Source organism: Sulfitobacter sp. (assembly GCF_036960155.1).
Lineage (GTDB): Bacteria > Pseudomonadota > Alphaproteobacteria > Rhodobacterales > Rhodobacteraceae > Sulfitobacter.
Window position 1 is genome coordinate 139,435 of the sequence record NZ_JBALWB010000006.1, and the last position, 24,776, is coordinate 164,210.

Genomic DNA, 24,776 nt, shown 5'->3' on the forward strand with positions numbered 1-24,776 from the left:
ATGTCTGGGATTGGAATATTTCTATCGGGGATGGGCGCGCTTGCGGTCTGCCTTTTGGTGGCGGCGATCGTCTATGGTTTTATTGTACCGCTCAGAGTGCATTTCAAATCTGGTATGACAGACCTGCCTGCACCTGTTGGGGAGAACGACACCAGCCCCTTTGTCGGGCTGGCCCTTTCGGGTGGTGGCGCGCGTGCCGCGGTTTTTGCGGCCGCCGGAATGGAAGCGCTTCACAAGCACGGATTACTTGATGATGTGACTCATGTTTCCAGCGTAAGCGGCGGCGGATTTGCCGCGTCCTATTTCGCGCTTCACCCTGTTGGGGCGGATCAGCGGGTCTACTTTAAGCAGATGCAATCCGTCATGGCGCATGATTTCTTTTGGGATACGCAGATGAACCAATTGCGCATTCCATCCCGCGCCTTCAGCCCGTCGCGGCGGTTGGTCTCATTGCAAGACGCCCTAGATCGCCCTGACTTTTTGCGCACAGCCACTTTTTCCGATCTACCCAAAGATCGGACGTTTTTCTTCAACGCCGTCAGCTATGATACAGGACATAGGTTTGTCTTTTCTAATGGGGCGCTGGCATCACCAAAAGCCACTGCCAAGGCGGTATTGCCACCAGCCTTGCGGGCCCTGTCTTTTTCGGGTGCAACATCACTGCATGCCACACCGCACGGCGTTCCAGTCTCACTTGCTGTGGCGACGTCGGCCGCTTTTCCACCCTATCTCGGACCGACAACGCTCCAGATCGAAGGCCTTGGCGATAAGGCCCCAGATTTCTGGCACCTTGGCGACGGTGGGGTCGTTGAAAACTCGGGAGTCGAAACCCTACGCGAGGCCATCTACGCACGAGGTAAGAAACAACGGGCGAAAATCTATGCCTTCAACGCAGGCCAGCGGCTGAATCAGGAAAAATCCAAAAGGTCCCATGACATCAGCATCTGGAGCCGTGAAGTAACCCGCTTAGTTGATGTCTTGCAGGAATATGCGTCTGCGCACCGCGAGACTATGTTTGCAGCGCTGGATGCTAAACACGGCATGAAGATTGACGTTATAGATTTCGACTATATGGCGATTGATGAAATGGTGAAAACCGGAAATCCCCCCAATGACCGCTGGCTTACGTGGAAAGGGTGGGTTCACTCCACGCACGATGTCAGAACCGCAAGCAAGACCCCCGCTGAACATTTGGCCAAAGTACCAACGGCGTTGAAAATCACAGCATGCGATCAAGAGTTGATCGCAGCGGCAGCTAAGGATCTGGTAGAGCATCATTTGAAAACGATTGAGGCCAAATGAGCGGTTAGCAATGGGTGCAGTCTCGTGCTTAGTCAATAACCAGCTACGTCTTGCGCGTATTCGCGGTAGATTGTCGGGTTAAAAATTGTATTGATCTCAATATCGCGGATTGGCTTGAGGTCATCTGGAAATATGGTCGCCGCTGCAAACACTTCTGGTGTGATAAAGCGGAGGTTTTCCGGAAGTTCACCAAGACCAAACTCAGGCTGTATGCTCGCCAAGTTATACCCCCAAACACCGAAAGAAGGGATCGAAACGTGATACCCCAGCACATCAGGGAACACCTCGCCAAGAGTTGCGGAAATTGTCCCAAAGGTATGAGGGGAAAAGAAAGGTGAGCTGCTTTGCGTTACCAGAACACCATCGCTGGTCATGATTTGGCGCACCATGGCGTAAAATTCGATCGAGTATAGTTTGGACAATGCCTCATTGTGGGGGTCAGGAAAATCAATGATGACACGGTCATACTTTTGCTGGGTCTTACGGACAAAATTGAATGCATCGCCGTTATGCACCTTCAGCACTGCGGACTGCATGCTAGCCTCATTCAACTGAACCAGTGGTGCAAAATCACGCCCCAAGTCCGTCATTGCCGGGTCAAGGTCAACCAGATCAATGTTCTGAACCGAAGGGTATTTGAGCAATTCGCGCACTGCCAAGCCATCACCACCGCCCAACAACAACACGTTCTCTGGTTTGCTTTCCCCCCATGCCATTGCAGGATGAACAAGCGCTTCGTGATACCGATATTCATCAGTTTCCGCGAATTGCAGGTGGCCATCAATGTACAAACGTACATCCGCCTTCTGCCAAGTATTTGTCACAACAAGAGATTGATACTGAGACTGTTTTTTCCAAACAATGCGGTCGAAATACAAATGATCCTGCGCAAATCCTGTGATGCGACCAGCCAGCAGGGTTAACGCAAAAAGCAGTATAATGGTGGCAACTGCATACCCAAACATCCGCTTTGGGTTGTCGAGTTGATCGCGGAGCCAAATGACACTTAGCAAGGCAACTGCAGCGTTGGTTAAGCCAATCGCAAAAGACGCTGTGATCAAACCCAATGACGGCAACAACAGCAACGGAAACATCACAGATCCAAGAAGTGCACCGATGTAATCAAGTGAGAGAACATCAGCGATAGACTCCCGTGCAGACGAGCGTTCTGAAAGGACACGCATCAAGAGCGGAATTTCAAGACCAACAAGAAAGCCAATGGCAGAGATAAAACCAAACATGCCAACGGTGTAAAACCACGGCGCAAAGGGAAAGAGCATGAACAAAGAGATGCTGCACAGCCCACCAATCAACGCCAAGACCAGCTCAACCCAAACAAACGTTTGAATGAGATTTCCATGGATAAACCGCGAAACGTATGAGCCCATGCCCATCGCAAACATGAAAAATCCGATGGTGAGCGAAAACTGATAAACCGAGTTTCCAAGTAAATAGCTTGAGACGGTGCCAATGATCAGTTCGTAAACGATACCACACAGAGCAACCACCATTATGGTCCCTAGCAGGATCAACGCCTGTTTTCTTGGCAAGTCAGCGTAGCGTGTTTGTGTCATTGTAGTCGCCCGTTTGGATCATAGATAAAACGGGCCCGGCACTAAAAAGTACCGGGCCCTATAAGACACTAAGTGTGTTCGCTTACTTGCCAGCGCGCAAGCCACCTGAACGGGCACTACGCGGTGCTTTATAGCTTGAGCGGGCACCAACTGTGCGGTTGCTAAAGCTGCCTTTGGACACACCAGCACCGCGTTGCCGGCCAATAAGATTCCCGATCAACATACCCGCGATGAAGCCAGTTCCGGAGAACCGAAGGCCTGTGGAATTGCCGGCCATATCAGTACCGATCAAACGATTGTTTTCTTCGTCGATTTCGACTGAATACAGATCTTCCTCGCCAGTGTCTTTCACACCATTTGAGTTTGTATCAGCGAACCCAAGGAACTTTGCATCCTCAAGAATGGCCAACCCCTGCGTCTCTTCGTAAAACCGTGGGTCCGAATTCAACACATCTACCAAAAATCCGCGAAATTCTTCGACTTGATCGTCTGAAGCTTCAGTAACGCCAGTGGTATCTAGATGCTCTGAGTACTTACCGATCGCGAACTCAGTGCGGTCCAGTACTTGGCCCAAATCTGCAGTTTGTGGGCTACTTGGTGTCAGGAACGACACCGCGAAAAACCCTACAACGAGAACGCCAATTGCTATTTTGATCTTATTTATCATCTTCAAGTCCTTAGATACGTGTTGTGATTTTTGTGGTTATTTGGGTTGATAAATCCACCAGTCTTGCGACTGGCCTGTGCTATAATAATCTTTCAATTGCCCAACGCGGGCAAAGCCTAACGCTTCCAATTCTGCGGTGTTGGATCTTGATAGATCCTTTGGCAAAGGGAGGACCCCCATGCGAAACCCCGTTTTGCTAAGTTCATTGGCATAAAAGTCCAGCCCGGCGATGCCAACAGGGATTTCTTCCCAGATGAAGCCCGCAACGTCTTCAGTTTCAGGTGCTTTTTCAATACCCGTCACGCGGATGCCCGTGTCATCGGTTTCTACTGCTTCGGTCTGTCCCGCGTCAGGGTTATCTATACCGTAAATGATCTTTGCTTCGCCAACTTCATGGTAATCTGGAAGGGTCAGCTCAACATTTGCACCAAACTCTTGGTAGAGACGGTGAGCAGAGGCATAAACCCGACGCCCGTCTACTTCGTAATCGCTGGTTTCGATAAATATCTTGCGGATGTTATGTTTAGCCAACATCCCCAAAAGGTCATTCAACATTTGTGAACCCAAACCTTGACCCAAAGACGCCTCATCCAGATAGGTCCAGCTCAACCATGCCACGTCAGGCACGTCTTCATCGATGCCAAAACCAGTGACGCCCAGAACCTCTCCACGGTCCAACAAAACAAACATGTTTGTGTAGCCGTCGTTCAGAAAAATGCGCTCGGCTTCGGCCGCATCGTCTTCGTCGGTCTGGCCGATGATCTCGACCGCTCTGGAAACGTGTTTCCACTCCATTGGTTTTAGGTGTGGACCTTTTTTACCGAACAGTGATGACAGCATTGCAGCGCCCCCTCCGATTGTAGTTCCCGCAATGTGCGTAAAGACCGCCAATTCGGCGCGCAACAACGCAAATTCTGCGGACAATGCGAGAACGATTAAAAGTAAGTTCAGTTGGCGCAAATTCGGTGCCGAGGTTGCTATCACGGAGTATGCTACCAGCCCGTAGGCAATACCCGATATCCCGACAAACCCTGGCCCGCCTAGGCTCAATTCTAGTAGCACGCCTGCCAAGGCCGCCCCGAAGACCAACGCGATCATTCGAACGGTTCCCAGCGCAGGTTCTGTAACCGCACCACCGATCAGTATTAGGGCGCAATTCACGGCCAGATGGTACCAGTTTCCGTGTTGCAGCACCCCAACCAAAAGTTGCGGTATGGTTTGAAAGGCCTGTGGATCGCTTACGGGACCAGACAATATATGAATGGTGAGCGTCAACAAAATCAGGAACAACGTGAAGGGGCATCGTGTTAAATAGTTCATCCAATTTCAAAGCGTAGCCTCGGCGAGCATCGCATTGATATCACGTGAAAGGCCCCGCTCTATCGTGTTCACCTTTGACGACGTTGGTGCGAAATATTCCTCCAACACCTGCAAGCTGCGCTGGGGATCCGCGTCACCACACATGAAAATATCTATCGCCGCATAATCATATTCCGGCCAGGTGTGGATCGAAATATGAGATTCAGCCAAAAGAGCTACGCCAGTGAAGCCAGACCGGTCCCCGAAGTCGTGTAATTTAACATCTAAAACAACAGCACCGGCTGCATGCGCCGCTAAAACAAGCGCATCCCGCGCAGCTATTGGATCATGCAAGGCACGGGCGCCCTGAAAATCAGCGACAATATGTTTGCCTAAAGGCAAAGCTAGGGGATGGAGTTTCATGCGCGATCTCAGCGTCCTACGTTTGGCACTCTGGATAGACGACTGATGCCTACCTGTATAGGTTGATTTTCGACCAAGTGGGGCTTTCTACATTTCACCAAAATGGTTTGATCTAGTATATTCAATTTGGCCACTTAGCTCGGGCTTTCCACGAAACCCGTGGCTTGCCTCAAGGGCAAACCCAGCTCATGCTGGCATCATACCAAAGCGACAGTGAACTGTGGTGTTTTAGGGCTTGGGTGTAGTCTGACCAACTCGTGGTCGCGCAAATCATCGGTATCCAGCGGCTCATTCCCTCCAGCCACCGCACTGTATTCATGAGGTAAGTCTTATCACACCATTGGTACGACAAAGCCATTCTCATGTAACACCTTACAAATTTTACTATTTGTGCATGAGGGTTTAAGACCAACTAACGGTTTCGCTAGCACATTCCATCAATTTCAATAAGGGCTTCCTCATGGCCACTAAAACTATGCTGCATCCTCGCAATCAACACCGAGAAGGTTACGATTTTGCACGTTTAGTGGCGCATACACCTGAACTTGAGGCATTTACGATCACTAACCCCGTCGGTCAGACGACTATTAATTTCCAAGACGTGTCGGCGGTCCGTATGCTTAATCGGGCGTTGCTAAAGACGCATTATAACATTGGTTTTTGGGATATTCCTGACAATTACCTGTGCCCGCCAATTCCTGGTCGCGTCGATTACATCCACTATCTGGCGGACTTGCTTGCCTCCAACAACAATCAAGAAATCCCGCGCGGCCCTAAGATCAAAGCGTTAGACATAGGGACTGGTGCCAGCTTGGTGTACCCCATTATCGGCCAAAGTGAGTACGGTTGGGACTTTACCGGCGTCGATATAGACCCGGCCGCTATCAAATCGGCGCAGCAGATTTGCCAGTCGAACCAGCTGCAAATCACCCTCAGGCACCAAAATAAACGTGAGAACATTTTTAGGGGCGTGATCGAACCCCACGATGCTTTTCACATCACCCTGTGCAACCCGCCTTTCCATTCTTCCATGGAACAAGCCGATAGAGGCACCCAACGTAAGTGGCGCAATCTTGGCGAAGGGGATTCAAGAAAACTCAATTTTGGCGGTCAAAACGCCGAGCTTTGGTGTCCGGGCGGGGAAATAAAATTTATCGCCAGCATGGTTGAACAGAGCATGGAGTTCGCCGACCAGTGCCTGTGGTTTAGCTCGTTGGTGTCGAAAAAAGATAACCTCCGCCCCCTCAACAAAATTTTAGCCAAAGCTAAAGTTGCTGATTTTAAAGTAGTTGAAATGGCGCAAGGGCAGAAAACCAGTCGTTTTATTGCATGGACTTACATTAAGAAAAACCAACGCTCTTTGTACATGAATGGAACTAATAGATAGAACACATGGCACCCTCATGTGTCCCACATCGGCGTTTTGGACGGAATTTCGGCATCCGCCCAATCGCAGCATAACGAATGTGAACCATCGATGTGCAAGGGTCATCGACAAAATTCTCCTTCCATGACTTCCCCATCGCTGGTCACAGTTTTGGTCGTGTAGTCGTAACAATTCTTCGTAGCTGCGGGGCGGTAGCGAATGTAGTAATCCTCGCCCTGATAGATGTAGTCCATGCTCCGACTGCCATCCGCGCTTTGTGTGAAGACGAGGTTTTGAACACCACCTTGAGGCGGGCGACCTGGTTGTGCGCCGCCACCACCTGAGGCTGACAATGGACGAACGCGCGGCAAATCATTGAAGTTCGGCACCTCACCCATCAGGCACTGCACGATATAGGGCGCGTCTTCTGAGGTGTGGTAGCGGTAGCCGAATGTGTCGTCGGTCTGCCCATTGCAAACATCCAACACACCACCCGCAATGGTGCTGCCGTCGGGGTTCGTGTCGCCGTAGATCGGGAAACCATCAAAGGCCCAGCCGATAATTGCATCTGGTCCTGCATTGGACATTTGCGCGATCATGCAGGTTGGCGTGACGTGATAGTGATAGTCGTCACCACGGCCTGCGTGCCCGCCGCACACATCTAGCTGGTCGGTTTGTAGCGTGTCGTGTTGTGCCTGATGGTGTGCCAGATCAGCCTCGGACATTTCACCGCCGCCAGTATAGTCGTAAATAGGCACGCCATTTACTGCCACGCCAAGTGCTGCATCGCGGGTCAAAGGCGTGCCCGAAAAGACGGGTTTGAGGATGACAGGTGCGGGGTATTCGGCGGGAACGGGTACTTGTTCGTTGGTGCCCACGATGCCCGTCATCATGTCATGATCAGGATATGTGTCCGACGTCAGAATGGCTTGGGTATCAGAGCAGGCCACAGTGACGCTATCAGCAAAGCCCGCATCCGCAACAGAGGCGGCCACAGCATTGCAATGGTCATCGTGGGCCAGTGCAGGACTGGCAACAGCAACGAAAATCGAACAGGTCAGAAGGCTCATGGTGCGGTTCATGGTTCGCTTTCCTATTGAATGGGTCAATTGACCGTGATGCGGCACAAGACTGTATTGCTTTGTTCCAGGTCGGGTCCCCAGATCAGCTCGGCTTTTGGTTCCCAGTTGATTTCGTCGTAGCCGTCTTTGGGGCTGACCTCGCGGGCGGTAAACACGTCGGCCTGTGGCCACTCGGATGCATCAAAGGACACCGTGTCCCAACCATCAGGCTCATCCATTGCGTCAAATGTGCAAGCACCTTCGCCAGCAACTGGATTTGTGGACGCCTCGCAGGATTTATCCAAGGGGGCGGTGTGAATCACCTCACATACCCAATCTGCAGAGCTAACCGCCACGGTCTGTCCCGCTGCATCGCGGATTTGAAGGATCAGCCCGCCATCGCCCATCTGTTGACGACCTGTACCGATATATTCCAGACCAGTATCGTTTTCTTTGAAGTCCTTGGCCACAACGCCCACCACAAACGGGCGCTCGGCCTCGAACGTGAAACTTTCCGCATTAAAAGACCGCTCCGTCGTGATCGCTACACTGTCCTGCGCGACCTGCGTGCCATTGATACGCATCTCAAACCAATTGTCGGCCCAGACGTCGGATGAAAAGGTCTCAGCGACTGAGGTGGTTGCGCAGATTGAGCACAGAGCGAATATGGCGAAGGTAGGTTTCATGATGAATCCAATGCGATTGTTACAACCGTAATACGCGCATCATATGCAATTCCGTCGGGCTTCGTTAACAATCATTCGGTCCTGCCACAGATTGAGCCTGTCGGCGCCGACAACCGTATTCAGCATGACTTGATGAACCTGTATAAGTTGTTGGAACAGGAAAGCGGTCAAAGCTGCGGCCCTTGTTCACCCGTCTCACTTTATCTGGCTCAAACTAAAGAGCGTGAACATCAGCTGCGCCTACACGTAGCCAAGGCTAAATTATACGGCATGAGCTTTTACAAAACGGCATCATTCAGGGCTTTTACAAATCTGGCGGCATGGGCTTGATCGCCGCGCACTGGATCATCGAAGGCAAAACCCAATATGATATGTTTGTGCGGGACATGCCGCGATATGATAGCTGGACCCCAAATGAATTTACAAAAGCGCGGGTGCCGAGACATGGCTGAACGAGGTTTTTGCAAGCAACATGCCTAAAGCCTTGGGGCGGTCATACTTGCCCCCGCAGATCAGTAAACGTGGCGGGATTGCGGGTGAGTTCACGGTTACCCGTGTTGGCGTAGAAGAATTCTGGATCGTTGGATCCGGTATGCTGAGCGCTATCCTAAACAGTTCTTCAAGTGCGTTGACCTGTCCGCAGGCACCACATTTGAAATGCCATACCGACGCAATGTACGATTTCAATGTCGCTGGGCCGCAGTCGCCTGAGCTGCTGCAAACCTTGATAAACACGTCACTCGCGACTGCCGATTTTCCTTTCATGCGCTCCACTTGCAGGTGTTGAATTACCCCCACTTCGCGTGTGATTCACAGGCGACCTCGGCTGGGAACGGCACTGTCAAAACGAAGGCCAAGCGCAACCTAACACGGCCTTGTTTGATGCGGGAAAAGCGTTTGATGCAAGCCCCGCTTTGATGTCTCTACCGATCGAAAAAGTCTATGGTAGTTGGTCGCGCGAGTACTCGCCTCAGGACGTCAGCCTTGACAGGTTATGCAAAATCGACAAATCCTAATCAAACAAGGATGCCGCAGCCGAAGTGATGGCACGCGATCCGCGCGAACAACCTGTCTTGCTGCATTTGGACAAAGCCGATGTGGGTAAATCAGGCGCGCAAGCGACGGGCGGTGAACCCATCTCTAAAAATGGGGACGGCATCGGGCGTGTCACGTCCGGAGCCTACGGTTACACCTTCGGCAAATGCCTTGCCTTTGGTTTCGTGAAATACGCTCAGCCGGGGGAGACGGCTGAAATGATGATTTTAGGTCAGGCACAAAAACCACGATCTTTTTCGAGCCACCTGTTTATCCGAAGGGTGAACAATTGCCTACGTAACGAACGACAAGCACTACTAAAAAACAAAAAGGGGGGAAATCATGTCACTAACGGATCCATTTACAGACTTAGAAATTAGAACACAGGAAGAGGGCTTTTACGAAGGTAACAGCCTACCAATTGCTCTTATCAGCAAGGGCATCATGGTTGCGCTTGTTCTTTGGGCATTGATTTTTCCAGCTGGTGCCAATGGCATGTTGGGCAGCCTCAATGGTCAAATACTTGGACTATTTAATCAGTTCTATATCGTCATCGTAGGCTTTTTCGTCTTTTTCTTGTTGGTTATCGCAATCATTCCATCGACAGGTAAACGCTTGATGGGGAAACCTGGCCAACAACCTGAGTTTTCAAACTTCTCGTGGTTTTCGATGATGTTTGGTGCTGGTCTAGGCGTCGGACTGATGGTTTTTGCTACTGCTGAACCTCTTAGCCTTTGGGGTTCAAACCCTGTGGTCGTCGCTGGCGACGTCGCTGGAGGCACACCTGAGGCCGTACAATCTGCATATCGTTACACGTTCACTCACTACGGTTTTCATGCTTGGGCGATCTACGTCGTTACAGGTCTTAGTCTCGCTTACTATGCTTACACACGTGACATGCCGCTCACCATCCGCTCAGCTTTGACTCCACTTTTTGGGTCTTTGATGAACGGCATTTTGGGGCATATCGTTGATGTGCTTGGCGTTGTTGCAACCATCCTTGGCGTTTCAGTGACCATCGGCTTCGGTGTGAGCCAATTCATTGACGGTGTGTACGCGATCACCGGCATGGAGTGGATCATGAACCTGACAGGAGATGTTCCGACACCAAGCAAAGTTGGCCTCATCGCGGGGCTTATTATCATTATGGCAATGTCGATCCTGTCGGCGGTGTCTGGTGTTGGCAAAGGGGTTAAATACCTGTCGAACCTCAATCTGGTATTGTCGTTTATCCTTTTGTTGACCTTTATCATCTTTGGGTCGTTCATGTTCGCAATGACCACCTATGCAACGGCGTTTGTTGATTACATCCTGAACTTTCTATCACTGAGCTTTGGATCATACGGCCCTCAATCAGCTGATGCTTTTGCAGCAGCTTTGCCAGAAGCTGCAAAGCCTTTGGCTGCGGATCTTATGGCTGGTGCGACTAACCCTTGGGGCGATCTTAATGGCTTCACAAGTGGTCTTGAAGGTGCGGCAGCAGAACTTGATAGTGAAACACTTGCAGCCGTTTATGCCGCTGGTAACGATGGTCGCCAATTCGCTTGGCAGTCCGGATGGACCACATTCTACTGGGCTTGGTGGATTGCATTCTCTCCTTTTGTTGGTCTTTTCTTGGCGCGTATTTCAAAAGGACGGACTGTACGTGAGTTCATTGTAGGGTGTGTCATTGCACCAACATTAGTTTGCTTTGCATGGATGACCATTCTTGGTGGCACAGCAATCGATCTTGAACTTAGTGGCGCTGCACAAGGTGCCATCTCAGGAGCGTCACAAACCAATCAACTGTTCGCTACACTTGGCCAAATGATTGACGGTAGTTTGTTGACGGGTCTGACAGTGATGTGTGTGGTCTTGATTATGACCTTCCTCGTAACCTCTGCAGACTCAGGGATTTTGGTGATGAACACTATTATGTCTGGCGGCGCTGAGGAAACGGGGATTAAGCACCGGATTGTTTGGGGATTAATTCTGACCGCTGTGATCGGCACGCTGATTGCTGCGGCCGGGGAAAACAACCCATTGGATGCTTTGAGAAATGCCATGATCATCGGCGCATTGCCATTCACTGTTGTAATGGGTTTGATGTGTGTCGCGCTAGCAAAAGCGCTTTATCGCGATGGCCTGCGAGACAAAGATAGTTCAGCAACCGCCCAACCAGCGGAATAACTGTCGCTCACTCTGAGTAAAGAGAGCAACCTCGGTTGCTCTCTTTTTTATGTCTGAAGACCATTTGAACGGCGTGTGAACCACTTTGTGTTACCACTTACCCTGTCAATTTTGATGTTACTAACGCACTCGGGGGGCCTGCGGAGAAGGCGTTGTATCCGTAAAGCCAATCAAGATCACCCACACCCCAGCTTGTTGTATCAGAGCCAAGGTTTTGATCGCGAGACATCTGATCTGGTCCATCGGCAAAATGCAGGTTGTCCTTAAGACCCGCTGCGATGTTACAGATTTTTTGTGTTCTCGGTCGTCTTATCGTTTCGTAACTTTTGAGGCAGTCCGCCAATGTACCGCGCGTCGCCGCTTGCACACACCGTCCCAGTACCGCAGCGTCTTCAATTGCTTGCCCCGCACCTTGCGCCATAAACGGCACCATTGAATGGCAAGCATCCCCCAAAAGAGTTACCGTACCCCTTGTCCAACAAGGCATCGGCTGGTGATCAAAAATACCGCCACAAAAAGTTTCCTGCGCGGCATGGACAAGGTCCACGACCATGGGATGCCAGCCAGAAAATTCCGCGCGCAAACTGTCGACTTCACCCCGCATGACCCAACTCTCATCATTGGCTTCAGGTCGGTCGATCACGGCGACAAAGTTCAACAGCTTGTGACGCTGAACGTAATAGGTTACGAGGTGCTTACCTGGCCCAAGCCAAACCTGTGTTTCCGTTGGCAGCTTCAACTTGGCAATTCTATCGGCATCAATAAGGCCTCGATAGGCGATACAGCCAGAATAGCACGGTGTTACATCGCCAAAAAGAAAGCTGCGCACTCTTGATCTGATGCCATCAGCACCAATCATTCCATCAAATTCAAACGTCTGGCCATTTGAAAAAGTTACCTCTACGTTTTCGCGCTCTTGATGCATATCCGTCATCTCATACCCCAGATGAACCCGATCTTGCGGTATGGCTTTTGTCAAAGCATCTAGCAAATCAGTGCGCAGAATATGATAATAGGGATACCCGTAGCGCATCTTCATGTGTGTCGATAACGGGACGCTTGAAAGAGTTTCACCAGTACGCCACCGGCGCTGATGCCATGCAGTGGGTTCAACGGCACACGTCCTTAATTCCTCCTCAAGACCAAAGCTGTGCAAAATACGGGTCGCATTGGGGCTGAGTTGCAGACCTGCCCCCAACTCGCTGAAATGGTCCCCTCGCTCAAAGAGATGAGCATCAATTCCATGGGACAATAACGAAAGCGTCGCAGCCGCTCCGCCAATCCCTCCACCGATGACTGCTATGGAAACACTCATGCGAATTGAAAACGTGGAGAATTTGACGCCCCTCCAAACAGATTGAATGGCCACCTGAGATCATGCTCATCAACGCTAGGACGCATCAAATTCGCTCCATTAATTCGCACACTGGCTCGTCATCCCAATATCTAATGTAAGCTAGCTTTTAAGGATCTCGCCAACAGCAACGGCGCATAGGTGTCCCCTTTAGCGCGGCGCAAATCAAAAGCAGGGACATGCTCAATATCCAATGCACTTGAACGGGCTACGGGGGCCGGAGGGTCAAGCGACCTGAGCCATTGAGGCTGTTTATAGTTGGCCGCTAACGTCAGGCAGTCCGCAAGCTCGACGGCATTGAGGTAACCTTCGGTAAGAACACCTCCCTGCGGCATGCCCGACCGAAAGCCACATGTGACTACAGCAGCAAGCTTGCCACTGAATACCACTGGCGCATCCAGATGTGGGGCGACATCGCAGACATGAAGCCGCGTCTTGTCATCCTCTCCCGCCATACTCCCAAGCCGCTGTGCCAGATGGAGCAAGGCAGGATGCTGGCGCAAAGTACCCTGCCCAATCCGCAACGTCTCTGGCAACGCAATCACCCCAGCCCCCTGCCCCGGTACTAGAAAAACATGATCGTTCGCTACAAAGCTCCATTTTTGGGACAAAACAAAATCAATACAAAGACTGGTCTTTCCAGCGCCTTTATCCCCTACAAACACAACAATCTGATCGCCGTCACTTACCGCCGAAGCGTGCAGCTCAGCACCGCCTAAACGCAGCGCCCAGTCCCGCAATAGGGTTGAAATAACGCGGTACAGCGCGACAAAAGCGGTCAATCGACCAGGCGCAATAGTCAATTCAATCTCGCGCTTGACGGGACAGAACAGACGCATCCCTGGGCACACCATCACAGACGGATCACCGAGTTCGACACTACCAAGTATAGCGTTGTCACCAAAGCCAAACATCAAAGTGTCACGTCTAGCCGTGTCGTCAGTCACAGAACCCGTAAGCAACCGAATTTGGACGGCTTCCTCAGACCGATGCCCAACAGCAGCCCAGGACCCAAGCGTCTGCTCTTCCACAAAAGCTGCCAACCCCGCATCGTCGCTGCCAACCTCAAACGCAAGACCACCAACCTGTAGGTCAAACCAGTGCACACCGCTCACCGTTTGAATTCCAAATGCAAAAATGCGGGCGCCACATCCCGCCAACGCCGCAGATGACGGTTTGTCTCCACCGCCTCTGCGCTGGGTTGGGGTTCTTCAAAGCTGGTGAGGTGCAAGTTCTCAGACAGAAACGGTGTCAGAACACTCGACAAGGTCCGCTCCTGCCGGCTCACTGCAAAACTGCTACCGTCGTTTTCTCGCGTAGTCTGAAAGGTGATAGATCCTGGCACGTCTGATACGGTTGCGTAACGTGAAAGCTCAAGCAGGATACTACCGTCGTTGTTTTTACGCCACGCCATGCCGCTATGGCTGAAACACGGATGCAAAAGCGCCAGTGCCAAACGCCCACCGGGGCGCAAAACACGTGCCGCACCAACGGCAATGGGGGTTAGGTCGCGCATGCTCATGACGCCCATAAAACTCACCACAAGATCAGTGCTAGAATTGGGCAGCCCCGCAAACGGCGCTTCTTGTGGAACGACCTCGTAATGAATGTCGCCGCTTTGGGTAAGCGCTCTTGCTACGGCGATCATTTGTTCGGACGGATCGATGCCAGTGACTGTTGCGCCACTGCGTGCAAGCCTTCGGGTCACATCGCCGTCGCCGCAGCCCAGATCGACAACTTCCAACCCAGTAACCAACCCAATCATCGCCTCAAATGCGGGCCAATTGTACTCCTCGCGCACGCGATCATACCCCGCGGTTAGTTGGCTGCTCCAGTCCATGGCCGCAGCGTCCCAGTCTTTCATAGAACGACCAGTCACGTTTCTGCCCCTGTACTGTCGTAGACCTTCTGCCAAAGGGTGTCGGCTTTTGACAAAGGCACATCAATATTCCATGGTTTGGGGCGTTTCGTTTCGCGCCCCGCCCAGTGAACAATTTTGATATGACGCTCAAGCCGTTGAAATTGCGTGTCGTCTCCCGTTTCAGGATGCCCCGCGATGTACATGAAGTTATAAATTTCTGGCAGTTCCATCACCCGCAGATCGCCATGAGCTCGGAGATAAGCATTGATGCGCGGTTGATCAGCCCAGTACTCGCCCAAGCCCCGATCTAGCGTGATCATGGCGTCAGCCACTGAGTTAGACAAAAGTCTTTTCCCAATGACCATGAGCCCCGAATTGAACCGCCCCGCCATTGGCTTGCGGCATGGCACGGCCGCAAAATCGCAGTCTAAGAACAAAAGTTCTCCCAATTCGCCTGTACAAAGCGTGTCGCTGTCAAGATAGATGACCCGCTCTACGTCGTCCTGACGAAACGCCTCAAGCGCCAGAAACGCAGGCCGATGCGCATCCGCCTCTAGCTCCCCGTTAAAGCCTTCGTGCCAGCTACAATCATGAAACGTAACATTTGCAAAACGCCTTGAAATGCGGGCTTGGTTGTCCGCCCCAAGAGGGGCCTTTTGGGCATTGTAGAACACGCGCACTGGCAAATCTGCGAAAGCCCGCATGTTATCGTTCAGTGATTGAAGCATGACGGTCAACCCCGGCACAAAACGATCACTGCAAACAGTACAGATCGCCGCCTTCGGAAGGTTCAGGTTCAGTGGCCTTGAAAGAGCACCATCCATCAGCTGTGCTGCCGCGAGGGGGTTGTGACAGGGCGTGATTGCAAAACAATCGGGGTTAAACCGTCCAAAAATGCAAATTCGATATCATACCTAAGCCCGATCCGTGCGTCGTGACGATCAATCAGATCAGTGAGTTTCATTACGTGTTCAGGTGTCAGTGCTTTGGCTGAAGGACCTTCGGCAGTTGTTACATTGGTAAGACGATCAACAACCGCTTGGATCGTGGCAAAGCCGTCAACGACGCGTTTACACGGCCCACAAACCGCGTCGATATGTATACGCGATGGATCACCCGTAAACGGGTCACATGTGAATAAGACACCTGACAGCGTGGGCGTCACCATGTCCTGCAATACAACCGTACCCTCCATCCGGCATGCCGCCCCCCCCATCTGGCAGACATAGTTTTGAACCGTGTCAGCATGAAAGCTAGCCGCAACCCGTTGAAAGGCTACAAAGAGATTCCAGCGCCCGATAACATTCAGTTCAGTATGGCCCAGACCTGCTGCGGACTCGCCAGGTTGATCTTCGATTGCCATGCTTGAGCGCACAGCAAAACTTTCACCAGCTGACCTATGTCGGCGCGCAGTCAAAAAATGCTCCACCTGTGGTCCCAGATTATCAGGGGACATAAGGGCAATCTCCCCTACTGGAATAGCCACGAAATCCGGTACGTCGAACCCTGCCAAACACGCACGAACAAGCCCAGAGGCCTTCCCACCGAGCGTTCTGCCTCGATCAGATTCATGCCAAATTCGTTGACGCTGCTCAGACGCCACATTGCTTAGATTCTGCATTTTTTTTCTCCAAACTATTTACACGTGTGATGCGCCCCGAGATGCCGTCCATTTCGACCAGCTCACCTGGCTGAAAAAGAGTTGTGGCGTTGGGTACGGAAACCACCGCTGGTTTGCCGAATTCGCGGCATAAAATCGCGGCATGGGATAACACGCCGCCATATTCACAAATGATGCCGCCGACTTGCCCCAAGCCAACACTCCATGATGGCGGCAATATGCGGCAAACAACGATTGCCCCTTTTGGTGTTTGGGCAATGTCGTCAGCCGTTTTCACGATCCAGACAGGGCCGCGTGCGCACCCTGCAGATGCACCCTGCCCGCACAGCTCTTGGGTCTGTCCGTCGTTGATCTGCCCCGACGCGATGGTGTCATCCGTGATGCCGAAGAGGCAGATCATGATCGGGTCGATGACGCGTTCCGGTATTACACCTAAAAACTGAACGGGCGCTGAAGCGGTTTGGAACTCCGTCATGGTTGCGCGGGCCCAAGCAAGGTGTTCCGTCCAACGTGCACTGCGCCCTTGGCAAGTTCCCGCGGCCCAGTCTGCGGCAGCCTCAAAGATCATTTGATCAAGCGCCCACCGGTCCAGCAACACAATATCGTCGGCATCCTCCAGCCATCCGATGTCGGCCAAAAGGCCGCCAAGCTCACGCAGTCGGCGCCAAAACACAGCCTGAAACCGATGTTCAACATAGAGGTTATGGTTTTCCAAATACGGGGTGACCCGTTGTGCGCGACGAAAGGCCTGTTCGAATTTTTCTGCATCTTTGGGATCGTCGATCAGTGCCATGCAACGCGCAAACACATCTTCGCCAGATTGCGTCTGCGGATTATTTCCACTGTCGGTCTGTTCCAGCGCCGTTTTAACGCGGTTTAGAATGATAGACGGATGATCGTTCCACACGCGGTCGAAATAGGAAAACCCGATACCATCGGAATACTCAAACCAGTCCTCCCGTGCAGCCTCAAGCGCGGCAAACCATAAACCCAATTGGGAATTGCCCGCACACCGCTCGGAGATCTCATTAACAGTGCCTGCAGCCTTAATGTCATGTTCAACCCCAAGGCGTTGGGCCAGCCGCGCAAGCTCAAATATCTGACGCTGCGGTTCATATATTTCGAGCGTGCCATCCCTAAGCATGCTGTTGACAGTTGCTGGATTGGCGGACGGGAACAACTCTGTGAAAATTTCAGAGAATTGAAGCAGGCCCAGATACCCGATGTTCAAAAGCTCGAAATGGTACTGATATGCCTCAAAGAGCGCATCGACCAATCGGCGGTAGAACTGACACAAATCATGCCCAGATGACAACGCGCCTCCACCAAGGCTGCGCGCATCGCTTTCGAATTCCGGTAAGTCGGGCAAAGGAAGCGCACGTAACTGAGAGGTGAGCGAGACCATCTTTTCGCGCCAGTTTTGTTCGTAATCCTCAAAGCGTTCGAAAATGTGAGCTGTGCGATGCTCAAAGATCGGGATGCGCCGTTCGCTTTCCTGTGCTGTCGGCGGCGCCACGGGAGAGAAGTAGACACGTCCCTGATGAACCCGCACATCGATGCCGTTCGACATCGGAAATGCGAGCATCCGAGTGTTTATCTGCCCCATAGCGAGCTTGATCGCTTCTGGGATTATAGTCTCGAATGGGAAAATTGGCTCAGGGTGATGAACATCTTCGCGAAACCAAAATTCATCGGCATCATGACCGTCTAGATTAAGGCGTAAATGTTCGGGGTATATGATGTCCCCTGGGGTGACCATTGAGAGGCGAAACTGATCGCCCACGTCTTGAGATGTCTGTTTTACAAAATTAACCATTCGTTAACTAGATCAACATCCAAACACCGAAATCTAGGAGATTTTCCCTCAGGGGTGGTCAGAAGCGGGTTAATGCTCAACTACAGGTTGGTTTACGGCGTGTTTTTGCCATCTTCCACTGAAACGCGAAAACCTAATGACAAAACCTAATCGCCGCACAATTCTCGATCCGAAACTGAAACAAAAGAAGGATTTATCCACATGAACAAATTCGGAATCGCACTTACAGGCATTGGCATGGGTATTGCTGGTACAACAGCTGCGGGGACCTTCGAGGCACCGCTAAATACCTTGTCGGTACCAGTCCTGGAAGCGGAAGAAATCTCCGCGCCCACGCCGCTTTTCACAGATCAAACGGAGGGTGAGGTCTACATCACAGCTTCGGGTGTGAGCGGTAGCGTAGGTGGTGGTGGCGGCTTTGCTGCCTAATTAATGCTGTGCCAAGCCTTAGCGGGCTTGGCACTTTCCGTTTTTGACTGAGGAGTTTGTTCTTCGTGTTATCTGACCCGACACATCTGAAACTGGCCTTCAAAGCCTTGCGCATGTGGGCAACCGAGCAACCGCTTCACCACTCTTTAACCCCTGCAGAAAGGGAGTTCATGGCGCGGCGCCGCATTGAAACCGCGTTCGAGGATTTCAATGCACCCAGCCCCTTTCAACGTCTCTACCGCGATGTCTTTGCATGTCAAATGGCGGCAGCAACGGCTCTGCGTAAAGATCTAAAGGCAATTGGTGTGCCAAGCCGTCTCTACAAGGGCGCCGCTGTTGTGGAGCAGATGCTTGGCGGTGAACCATTTAGTGTGATGCGCGACGTAGATCTTGTGGTCCCGCCTGATTGCGCTGCAAAAGCGCGTGCCGTCCTGCGCCATCATGGGTTTCACCAATCTGACTTCGACCTCGAAACGCGGTCCCTAAGGGATACGGATGCCCGTCGCGTAGCTGCCTATGAGGCAGCAAGTTATGAACTTTATGCGTTTTCGCGTATCGAACGTGTGGCTCTCCCCAGCGCCTTGGCCGACTGCCCGCAGTTATGGCAACGCGCCCCGATTTGGCATGACGGGGATAGTGTGTTGGTGCTCGTCACTGTTGATGTCCATGTCCGCGCCGCTGAAGATATACTGGCCGAATATCTGTGGAGAGGTACCAAAGAGCATTCCTTCATAGATCGTTCAGTTGAGGCATGGCTTCTTGCGACGCGCTATTACCTTGATTTGGTCCGCCAAAAAAAGCGCCCAATTCTGCGGGATCTTTTTTATCTCACCCGATTGTTGCCGCAGGTCGATATCGGTCAGTGTCTTGAGCTCGCCGATCGCCACGACACCCTCCCTGCGTTTTATTACACATACAATTTTCTTCAAGCAGCGGGGATGCCCGTCGATCCGCTACCACCTGACATCTTGTTAAAAGGAAATAGAAAAAATGATTTTGGGTGGCAATATGGCAAACTCACCGGGACGCTTGATGCTTCTCCGTCCTTGGCAGCTTAGTTTATGACAGATAAAAGCTTATATATTGTCGTTGATATCGAAACTGACGGACCTTCGCCAAATCATCACGCGATGCGCAATCTCTCTGCCGTTGCGACGGATAGCCAAGGTCAGGAACTTGATACTTTCACCGTAAACCTTTTGCCGCCAAAAGGCACCGCGCCTGATCCCGATACACTTGCTTGGTGGCAGGACGAGCAACCCGATATCTGGGCTGCAATTACCACTGATCCTTTACCTGCAGAGACCGCAATCAAGCAGTTTGAGGCTTTCGTGCGAAACTATGACGGAAGACGCATTTTCTTGGCACATCCTCTGGCCTTCGACGGTTTGTGGATCAGTCACTATATGCAAAATGTCCTTGGGCAGGAATTGATGGCCTTCCACGGCACAACCGACCCGCTCTTTTTCGGAGCAGGGATCGACTTGCCTTCCTTTGTCTCAGGCGCGCTTGGGATTGATTACGGTCTTTGCCGCCATGGCCGCTACCCCCCCGAAGTTGCAACTGATCTGGCACACACGCATCACGGTCTCGACGATGCGAGGGGCCATGCCGACGTTCTACGTAAGACCCTGAAGATTTTGCGGCAGCGCCAATGACAAGGGCGCCTAGTCGTCGATCAGCGTTAAAATCCGCTGTTGAAGAATGCCTTGGGGCCAGCGTGTCACCCGGTACTCTCGACGGTGCGTGTGCGGCCCTCGCCGTTGATCCGGACGCTCTAGTGTGGATGACAGATGCAGCTACGATTTCGCGCGGGTGTGGCACACGCCGGCTCATTGACAGTACAGCTTTGTCGCAACCAAAGGTGATTGAACCTATTTTGTCAGGACAGGTTGGATTGGCAGAAGCTGCTGTTCCCCTGATTGCGACGGCGTGTGAACTCAAGGGCCAAACTGTTGTCGTGACCACCTGTGTTTTGCGGAATCTAAGGGCCTATCTTCATCCCAACATCTGCACCCAAAATACAGTTGGTGCCGCGCGGGATCGATATGACAGCGCGGCCAAGCTGACAGAGGACGTGATGTCCCATGCCCTGAAGACTGTTGGCTTGGCACGTCATCGCGTCATGTTTCTGGGTATGGGGCGGTTCGACTTTATTGCGCGCGCTGCGGACGCCAAACAGGCGGCTATGGCGGCCTCAGACATGATGACCACCTTCGGTTCTGACGTGGCGATTATGCAAAGCGATCACACCGCAACGGATGGCAACGTTGCCGATATATTGGCACAGGATACGTTATCAAACCAGTTCAGAGTCAACAAAGCGGCGGATCGAACAGGGTTTAACAGCCAGCGTTCTGGCGAACTTCCCCACGGGCGCGCGATCTGGCTATCTGTCCCGCCGATCGGTCCGCTCGACGCGAGCCGCGACATGTCTTGCGACTTATCACGTGGGCGGCTTGATGTTTCAGGGTGTAGCCGGCTTTTACGGGAAGGAAACGCTGGTGTCGTCCAGATGCAATCGCGCGGTGTTCTATTGAACGCCTTCTTTTGCCAACTTATTCCGGAAATTTGCACGCAGTCGGCATCTTACGATGGGCCTGTTGTGCCGCTCTTTAGCAGCACTGATGATCTCATCGTGGTGGGCCCGAATGATGCAGTCACACGCTGCTTGGAGCAAGTGTGCGCGCAAGCACAGAGCATCTTGGGCGCACAGACAACATTTGCCACAACATCAGTCGAGCCCAAACGACCGGCCAACACCGCGCGGCGTCTGGCGAACTTGATGTGTTGACCCCTCCCAACACATCCCCCCATCGGCCCCAAGCTCCGGGCCTGATCACAGAGGCCGAGCGCGCATTTCTGGTCGCATTGGGGCGAGGCATGGCAAATATTGGTGGAATCTATGTCGATGCCGGAAGCTTTCTAGGGGCATCAGCCGAAGCCTTGGCCTCGGGATACATCCAATCACGCCCGACCGACCGCACGCCACATGTGCATTGTTTTGACGCGTTCCAGACCCCCTTCTCCGAGACATGCACCTTGATTGAGGAGAAGTCCGGCGTCCAAGTTCGTCCCGGCGAGAGTTTTCGACCGATTTTTGAGGCCAATACACTGGCCGTTCGCGATCTTCTTGTGGTCCACGAAGGCGACATCAGCGATATCAACGCGTTCTCCCTGCCCATCTCACTTCTGTTTCTTGATATCTGCAAATCTCTGGAAACGCATGGGAAAGTAGTTGATCTATTTTTTCGCCAGTTACGTCCAGATGTCGGGATTTTGGTGCATCAGGATTACCACCATCCGCATCTGCCCTATATTCACGTCTGTACTGAATATCTTGCCCATCGTTTCGAAATCATCACCCCAAGGATCGGCGAGTCGTTGGCGTTACGGTTGAAATCGCGGCCAACAGAGGCAGAGCTCAAACGCGTAATTCAGTATGATTTTTCGAAAGATGAGCAAATCAGATTGATGGACGCCGCGCTGGCGCGGATGGGGAATGTAGACACTTTCGAAATGCAGTTGGCACGTTTGGTCCTACGGCGAAGGTTATTTGGTCACGCGCGTTTTGCGCAGGATGTTTTAACGTTCATACGACGCTGTTCATCTACGCTCTCGAAACGTCAGGTGATCTACTTAGATCGCATCCTAAATTATGCCAAAACGAACGAGTCACATTTTTCAGGTTGGTAAGCAGAGATCCGTCCCAACGCAGAGGCGGTGTTCGATGTCTTACCCCCCTGCCCTATCTGTTAGTCGCTAACCCTAATTCTCTAAGTTCAGCCAATACCGTGTGTACCGACGCTCCCCTGTTCGGCGTAGGGCACCCATTTCAGTTAGATCCTGCAAATCTCGGGTTGCGGTTGCGCGGGATGTCCCCGTGAGAGAAATGTAATTCTCGGCACTTAAGCCGCCTTTGAAACCTTCGGGCCCTTCCCGAAACATGCGCGCGATCCCCTTGGCTTGCCGTTCGTTAAACTTGTCGCGATGCTGATCATAGAAATGGGCCTTGCCGATAAAGAAACCAACACGATCAAGTGTCACTGTCTGCGCGGTCAAAACGGTGGCGGCAAACCATTCAAGCCAAGGCGTCACATCTAGCGTTTTCTGATGGCGTTCCAATTGGTCATAATACACCTTCCGCTCACGCTCGATTGTGAAGGCAAGCGCGATCAAACTGGGTTGTCCAATGCTCTGCGCCAGAGCCTTTTCAGCCAACGCTCGGCCTAAACGCCCATTCCCATCTTCAAAGGGGTGGATGCTCTCAAAATAGAGATGACTAAGGCCGGCGCGGGTTAAGGGCGGTAACGGTTCAGAACCTCCAGGTGCTGTCTTGTTAAACCACACAGCATAGCTGTCCATCTCGCTTGGAACCTGACCTGACGGCGGCGCCTCAAAATGTACTGTGGGCCGATCAAGACGACCGGAAACGATTTGCATTGCGTCAGCGTGTTGCCGATAAGCGCCCACTGTTTCCAAATGCCGATCATGAGAAAGCAGCATATCATGCCACCGATACAACGTCTCATGCGTCAAGGGTTCTGCATATGTTGAGTAGACATCAACCATCATCTCAGCCACGCCTTGCTCTCGCGGTTTTGTCGGATACGCATCAGGGGTCAAACCGAATTGACGGCGCAAAGACGACTGGACGCTCCTGCGATCCAGTATCTCACCCTCGATGGCGCTTGTTTTCATGGCCTCGTCACTGAGTAGGTCAATCCGAAATTGATCGCGCTCGACCGGATTAACATGCTGTACAGTGCCTAGAATCTTGCCAGAAGATACTAAAAAGCGCTCCTCGATAGACGTAAGGACGGCAGCATCATACCGAAATTCCGGCCAGTCAGGTTGTTGCCAGTTCCAAGACATGATCGATAGAACTCCCTTCTATAACTCACACATTGAACATATTTGAGCTATAGAGGTCAATCCAATTGATCACATGGCATGCAACCCTTGCGGTGGGCATCACCGACTGGCTCCCACATATCAGAAGTTAGGGCAAAGGTATCCTCGCTGACATGTATAGCGACAGTCTCGCCTTTTCCAAATTCCATTTGGCAGCTCAACCTTGCCGTTCCTCACGTGACGTGACCAGCACATGAACTGAGGTCTGGTCAGTATCCCCAATTGCAGTACCATCCAAAACGTGACGACAATCCATGATATTGGACAACGTCGATTACCAAACGGGGACAAAATATGGAACTGCAAGCCACACTTTATGAGGTGAGCGAACGTGTCGCGACAATCACACTCGATCGTGCGAACCGTGCCAATGCCTGGACTGGCAGAATGCATACGGAATACCGCTACTTACTCAAGAAGGCTGATGAGGACCCAGATGTTGGGGTTATCATCGTCACCGGCGCAGGCAATTTCTTTTGCGTAGGTGCCGACATTGATGTGCTTTCAGAGTTCACTGAAACTGGCGAATACAGCTCTGGCACCGATCCTGATTTAGTGATGCCCGGATCGGATGAATTTCCAGCATTTATGCACGAGTATGTTTATCACTTCGCACTTTCAAAGCCCGTAATCTCGGCAATGAACGGGCCCGCTGCGGGTGTTGGTTTTGTGTTGGCCTGTTACACTGACATCCGGTTTGCTGTTCCTGCCGCAAAACTGACCACCGCACATGGTCCGCTGAATTTACCTGCAGAATGCGGTTTATCGTGGTTGCTGCCTCGCCTGATCGGAAGCGCAAGAGCAACCGAGCTCCTGCTTTCCAGCCGCAAGTTTCTAACCGATGAGGCGCACGGAATAGGACTAGTTCACCGCCTCGTCGAACCTCAGGATTTAATGGCGGAAACCCGCTTGTATGCAATTGATCTTATCACCCGGAATTCCCCAGAATCCCTTCGGCAAACCAAGCGGCAGATCTACCTAGATTGGCACCGCGATGTCGGCACTGCGACCCGCGAAGCCGGAGATTTACTGCTGGATATGGTCAAACAACCTGACTACAGCGAGGCCGTCTCGGCATTCCTTGAGAAACGCAAAGCCAATTGGCAGACAGATACCTGAGCTTTGGCCGCATGCCCCCACTCACGCTGTAATGTCCGCACACCCTGCGTAAATGCATCCAAACCAAGGTTCGTTCAAAA

24 protein-coding genes are annotated in these 24,776 nt (G+C 52.0%); 11 read left to right on the top strand and 13 right to left on the bottom strand.

Going from position 1 to position 24,776, the window contains the following annotated elements:
- Window positions 1-1,302 (top strand): patatin-like phospholipase family protein, encoded by a 1,302-nt coding sequence (locus V7775_RS14650; RefSeq protein ID WP_335752653.1) that lies wholly within the window; start codon window positions 1-3, stop codon window positions 1,300-1,302.
- Window positions 1,303-1,334: 32 nt separating this feature from the next.
- Here the strand turns inward: V7775_RS14650 and V7775_RS14655 are convergent, their stop codons facing one another.
- The 4 genes from V7775_RS14655 to speD form a co-directional block, all read right to left on the bottom strand.
- Window positions 1,335-2,876, bottom strand: coding sequence for a polyamine aminopropyltransferase (locus tag V7775_RS14655; protein ID WP_335752654.1), 1,542 nt, complete (start codon window positions 2,874-2,876; stop codon window positions 1,335-1,337).
- An 82-nt stretch (window positions 2,877-2,958) separates the two neighbouring features.
- The gene (locus V7775_RS14660; RefSeq protein WP_335752655.1) at window positions 2,959-3,543 is read right to left on the bottom strand and encodes a hypothetical protein; all 585 of its coding nucleotides are present in this window, start codon (window positions 3,541-3,543) and stop codon (window positions 2,959-2,961) included.
- A 36-nt stretch (window positions 3,544-3,579) separates the two neighbouring features.
- Window positions 3,580-4,863, bottom strand: a complete 1,284-nt coding sequence (locus V7775_RS14665; RefSeq protein WP_335752656.1) for a rhomboid family intramembrane serine protease — start codon at window positions 4,861-4,863, stop codon at window positions 3,580-3,582.
- A 6-nt stretch (window positions 4,864-4,869) separates the two neighbouring features.
- Window positions 4,870-5,265, bottom strand: coding sequence for an adenosylmethionine decarboxylase (gene speD / locus V7775_RS14670; protein WP_335752657.1), 396 nt, complete (start codon window positions 5,263-5,265; stop codon window positions 4,870-4,872).
- 460 nt (window positions 5,266-5,725) lie between these two features.
- On the opposite strand from speD, the gene rlmF reads away from it, so the two are divergent.
- Window positions 5,726-6,652, top strand: a complete 927-nt coding sequence (gene rlmF, locus V7775_RS14675; RefSeq protein WP_335752658.1) for a 23S rRNA (adenine(1618)-N(6))-methyltransferase RlmF — start codon at window positions 5,726-5,728, stop codon at window positions 6,650-6,652.
- A 101-nt stretch (window positions 6,653-6,753) separates the two neighbouring features.
- On the opposite strand, the gene V7775_RS14680 is transcribed toward rlmF, so the two are convergent.
- On the bottom strand, window positions 6,754-7,713 hold the full coding sequence (locus V7775_RS14680; protein ID WP_335752659.1) for a YHYH protein: 960 nt from the start codon (window positions 7,711-7,713) through the stop codon (window positions 6,754-6,756).
- Between the two features lie 23 nt (window positions 7,714-7,736).
- Window positions 7,737-8,378: a PEBP family protein gene (locus V7775_RS14685; RefSeq protein ID WP_335752660.1), complete on the bottom strand. Its 642-nt coding sequence runs from the start codon at window positions 8,376-8,378 to the stop codon at window positions 7,737-7,739.
- Window positions 8,379-8,850: 472 nt separating this feature from the next.
- On the opposite strand from V7775_RS14685, the gene V7775_RS24805 reads away from it, so the two are divergent.
- The 3 genes from V7775_RS24805 to V7775_RS14695 all read left to right on the top strand — a co-directional run bounded on the left by V7775_RS24805 (window position 8,851) and on the right by V7775_RS14695 (window position 11,582).
- Entirely contained in the window at window positions 8,851-9,165 is a 315-nt protein-coding gene (locus tag V7775_RS24805) for a hypothetical protein (protein ID WP_443070129.1), read from the top strand.
- A 256-nt stretch (window positions 9,166-9,421) separates the two neighbouring features.
- Window positions 9,422-9,793, top strand: a complete 372-nt coding sequence (locus tag V7775_RS14690) for a glycine cleavage T C-terminal barrel domain-containing protein (protein WP_335752661.1) — start codon at window positions 9,422-9,424, stop codon at window positions 9,791-9,793.
- Window positions 9,756-11,582 (top strand): BCCT family transporter, encoded by a 1,827-nt coding sequence (locus V7775_RS14695; protein ID WP_335752662.1) that lies wholly within the window; start codon window positions 9,756-9,758, stop codon window positions 11,580-11,582. The genes V7775_RS14690 and V7775_RS14695 overlap by 38 nt, the downstream gene beginning before the upstream one ends.
- Before the next feature lie 97 nt (window positions 11,583-11,679).
- Here V7775_RS14695 and V7775_RS14700 read toward each other — a convergent pair whose 3' ends face one another.
- The 6 genes from V7775_RS14700 to V7775_RS14725 all read right to left on the bottom strand — a co-directional run bounded on the left by V7775_RS14700 (window position 11,680) and on the right by V7775_RS14725 (window position 18,234).
- Window positions 11,680-12,897: an FAD-dependent monooxygenase gene (locus V7775_RS14700; protein ID WP_335752663.1), complete on the bottom strand. Its 1,218-nt coding sequence runs from the start codon at window positions 12,895-12,897 to the stop codon at window positions 11,680-11,682.
- Between the two features lie 131 nt (window positions 12,898-13,028).
- Window positions 13,029-14,051: a hypothetical protein gene (locus V7775_RS14705; RefSeq protein ID WP_335752664.1), complete on the bottom strand. Its 1,023-nt coding sequence runs from the start codon at window positions 14,049-14,051 to the stop codon at window positions 13,029-13,031.
- Entirely contained in the window at window positions 14,048-14,815 is a 768-nt protein-coding gene (locus V7775_RS14710; RefSeq protein WP_335752665.1) for a class I SAM-dependent methyltransferase, read from the bottom strand. Before V7775_RS14710 ends, V7775_RS14705 begins: the two co-directional genes overlap by 4 nt.
- Window positions 14,812-15,621 carry a glycosyltransferase family 8 protein gene (locus tag V7775_RS14715; protein WP_335752666.1) on the bottom strand — a complete coding sequence of 270 codons (810 nt, stop codon included), beginning with the start codon at window positions 15,619-15,621 and terminating at the stop codon, window positions 14,812-14,814. The genes V7775_RS14710 and V7775_RS14715 overlap by 4 nt, the downstream gene beginning before the upstream one ends.
- A complete protein-coding gene (locus tag V7775_RS14720) occupies window positions 15,621-16,418 on the bottom strand; it encodes a PEP/pyruvate-binding domain-containing protein (RefSeq protein ID WP_335752667.1) in 798 nt (265 codons plus the stop codon). The genes V7775_RS14715 and V7775_RS14720 overlap by 1 nt, the downstream gene beginning before the upstream one ends.
- Window positions 16,390-18,234, bottom strand: a complete 1,845-nt coding sequence (locus V7775_RS14725) for a PEP-utilizing enzyme (protein WP_335752668.1) — start codon at window positions 18,232-18,234, stop codon at window positions 16,390-16,392. Before V7775_RS14725 ends, V7775_RS14720 begins: the two co-directional genes overlap by 29 nt.
- Before the next feature lie 201 nt (window positions 18,235-18,435).
- On the opposite strand from V7775_RS14725, the gene V7775_RS14730 reads away from it, so the two are divergent.
- From V7775_RS14730 to V7775_RS14750, 5 genes are all read left to right on the top strand, one after another.
- Window positions 18,436-18,663 carry a hypothetical protein gene (locus tag V7775_RS14730; RefSeq protein ID WP_335752669.1) on the top strand — a complete coding sequence of 76 codons (228 nt, stop codon included), beginning with the start codon at window positions 18,436-18,438 and terminating at the stop codon, window positions 18,661-18,663.
- 65 nt (window positions 18,664-18,728) lie between these two features.
- On the top strand, window positions 18,729-19,721 hold the full coding sequence (locus V7775_RS14735) for a nucleotidyltransferase family protein (protein WP_335752670.1): 993 nt from the start codon (window positions 18,729-18,731) through the stop codon (window positions 19,719-19,721).
- A gap of 3 nt (window positions 19,722-19,724) precedes the next feature.
- The gene (locus V7775_RS14740; RefSeq protein WP_335752671.1) at window positions 19,725-20,321 is read left to right on the top strand and encodes a 3'-5' exoribonuclease domain-containing protein; all 597 of its coding nucleotides are present in this window, start codon (window positions 19,725-19,727) and stop codon (window positions 20,319-20,321) included.
- A 62-nt stretch (window positions 20,322-20,383) separates the two neighbouring features.
- On the top strand, window positions 20,384-21,457 hold the full coding sequence (locus V7775_RS14745; protein ID WP_335752672.1) for a hypothetical protein: 1,074 nt from the start codon (window positions 20,384-20,386) through the stop codon (window positions 21,455-21,457).
- Window positions 21,451-22,359 carry a hypothetical protein gene (locus tag V7775_RS14750; protein ID WP_335752673.1) on the top strand — a complete coding sequence of 303 codons (909 nt, stop codon included), beginning with the start codon at window positions 21,451-21,453 and terminating at the stop codon, window positions 22,357-22,359. Before V7775_RS14745 ends, V7775_RS14750 begins: the two co-directional genes overlap by 7 nt.
- A gap of 72 nt (window positions 22,360-22,431) precedes the next feature.
- Here the strand turns inward: V7775_RS14750 and V7775_RS14755 are convergent, their stop codons facing one another.
- Window positions 22,432-23,538: a Fic family protein gene (locus V7775_RS14755; protein ID WP_335752674.1), complete on the bottom strand. Its 1,107-nt coding sequence runs from the start codon at window positions 23,536-23,538 to the stop codon at window positions 22,432-22,434.
- Between the two features lie 333 nt (window positions 23,539-23,871).
- Here V7775_RS14755 and V7775_RS14760 point away from each other — a divergent pair, with 333 nt between their 5' ends.
- A complete protein-coding gene (locus V7775_RS14760) occupies window positions 23,872-24,696 on the top strand; it encodes an enoyl-CoA hydratase-related protein (RefSeq protein WP_335752675.1) in 825 nt (274 codons plus the stop codon).
- Window positions 24,697-24,776: the final 80 nt, after the last annotated feature.

Bases quoted from the DNA above. Each gene is read 5' to 3' on its own strand.
- V7775_RS14650 (WP_335752653.1), top strand. From the start codon at position 1: ATGTCTGGGATTGGAATATTTCTATCGGGGATGGGCGCGCTTGCGGTC.
- V7775_RS14655 (WP_335752654.1), bottom strand. From the start codon at position 2,876: ATGACACAAACACGCTACGCTGACTTGCCAAGAAAACAGGCGTTGATC.
- V7775_RS14660 (WP_335752655.1), bottom strand. From the start codon at position 3,543: ATGATAAATAAGATCAAAATAGCAATTGGCGTTCTCGTTGTAGGGTTT.
- V7775_RS14665 (WP_335752656.1), bottom strand. From the start codon at position 4,863: ATGAACTATTTAACACGATGCCCCTTCACGTTGTTCCTGATTTTGTTG.
- speD (WP_335752657.1), bottom strand. From the start codon at position 5,265: ATGAAACTCCATCCCCTAGCTTTGCCTTTAGGCAAACATATTGTCGCT.
- rlmF (WP_335752658.1), top strand. From the start codon at position 5,726: ATGGCCACTAAAACTATGCTGCATCCTCGCAATCAACACCGAGAAGGT.
- V7775_RS14680 (WP_335752659.1), bottom strand. From the start codon at position 7,713: ATGAACCGCACCATGAGCCTTCTGACCTGTTCGATTTTCGTTGCTGTT.
- V7775_RS14685 (WP_335752660.1), bottom strand. From the start codon at position 8,378: ATGAAACCTACCTTCGCCATATTCGCTCTGTGCTCAATCTGCGCAACC.
- V7775_RS24805 (WP_443070129.1), top strand. From the start codon at position 8,851: ATGCCTAAAGCCTTGGGGCGGTCATACTTGCCCCCGCAGATCAGTAAA.
- V7775_RS14690 (WP_335752661.1), top strand. From the start codon at position 9,422: ATGGCACGCGATCCGCGCGAACAACCTGTCTTGCTGCATTTGGACAAA.
- V7775_RS14695 (WP_335752662.1), top strand. From the start codon at position 9,756: ATGTCACTAACGGATCCATTTACAGACTTAGAAATTAGAACACAGGAA.
- V7775_RS14700 (WP_335752663.1), bottom strand. From the start codon at position 12,897: ATGAGTGTTTCCATAGCAGTCATCGGTGGAGGGATTGGCGGAGCGGCT.
- V7775_RS14715 (WP_335752666.1), bottom strand. From the start codon at position 15,621: ATGGATGGTGCTCTTTCAAGGCCACTGAACCTGAACCTTCCGAAGGCG.
- V7775_RS14720 (WP_335752667.1), bottom strand. From the start codon at position 16,418: ATGCAGAATCTAAGCAATGTGGCGTCTGAGCAGCGTCAACGAATTTGG.
- V7775_RS14725 (WP_335752668.1), bottom strand. From the start codon at position 18,234: ATGGTTAATTTTGTAAAACAGACATCTCAAGACGTGGGCGATCAGTTT.
- V7775_RS14730 (WP_335752669.1), top strand. From the start codon at position 18,436: ATGAACAAATTCGGAATCGCACTTACAGGCATTGGCATGGGTATTGCT.
- V7775_RS14740 (WP_335752671.1), top strand. From the start codon at position 19,725: ATGACAGATAAAAGCTTATATATTGTCGTTGATATCGAAACTGACGGA.
- V7775_RS14755 (WP_335752674.1), bottom strand. From the start codon at position 23,538: ATGTCTTGGAACTGGCAACAACCTGACTGGCCGGAATTTCGGTATGAT.
- V7775_RS14760 (WP_335752675.1), top strand. From the start codon at position 23,872: ATGGAACTGCAAGCCACACTTTATGAGGTGAGCGAACGTGTCGCGACA.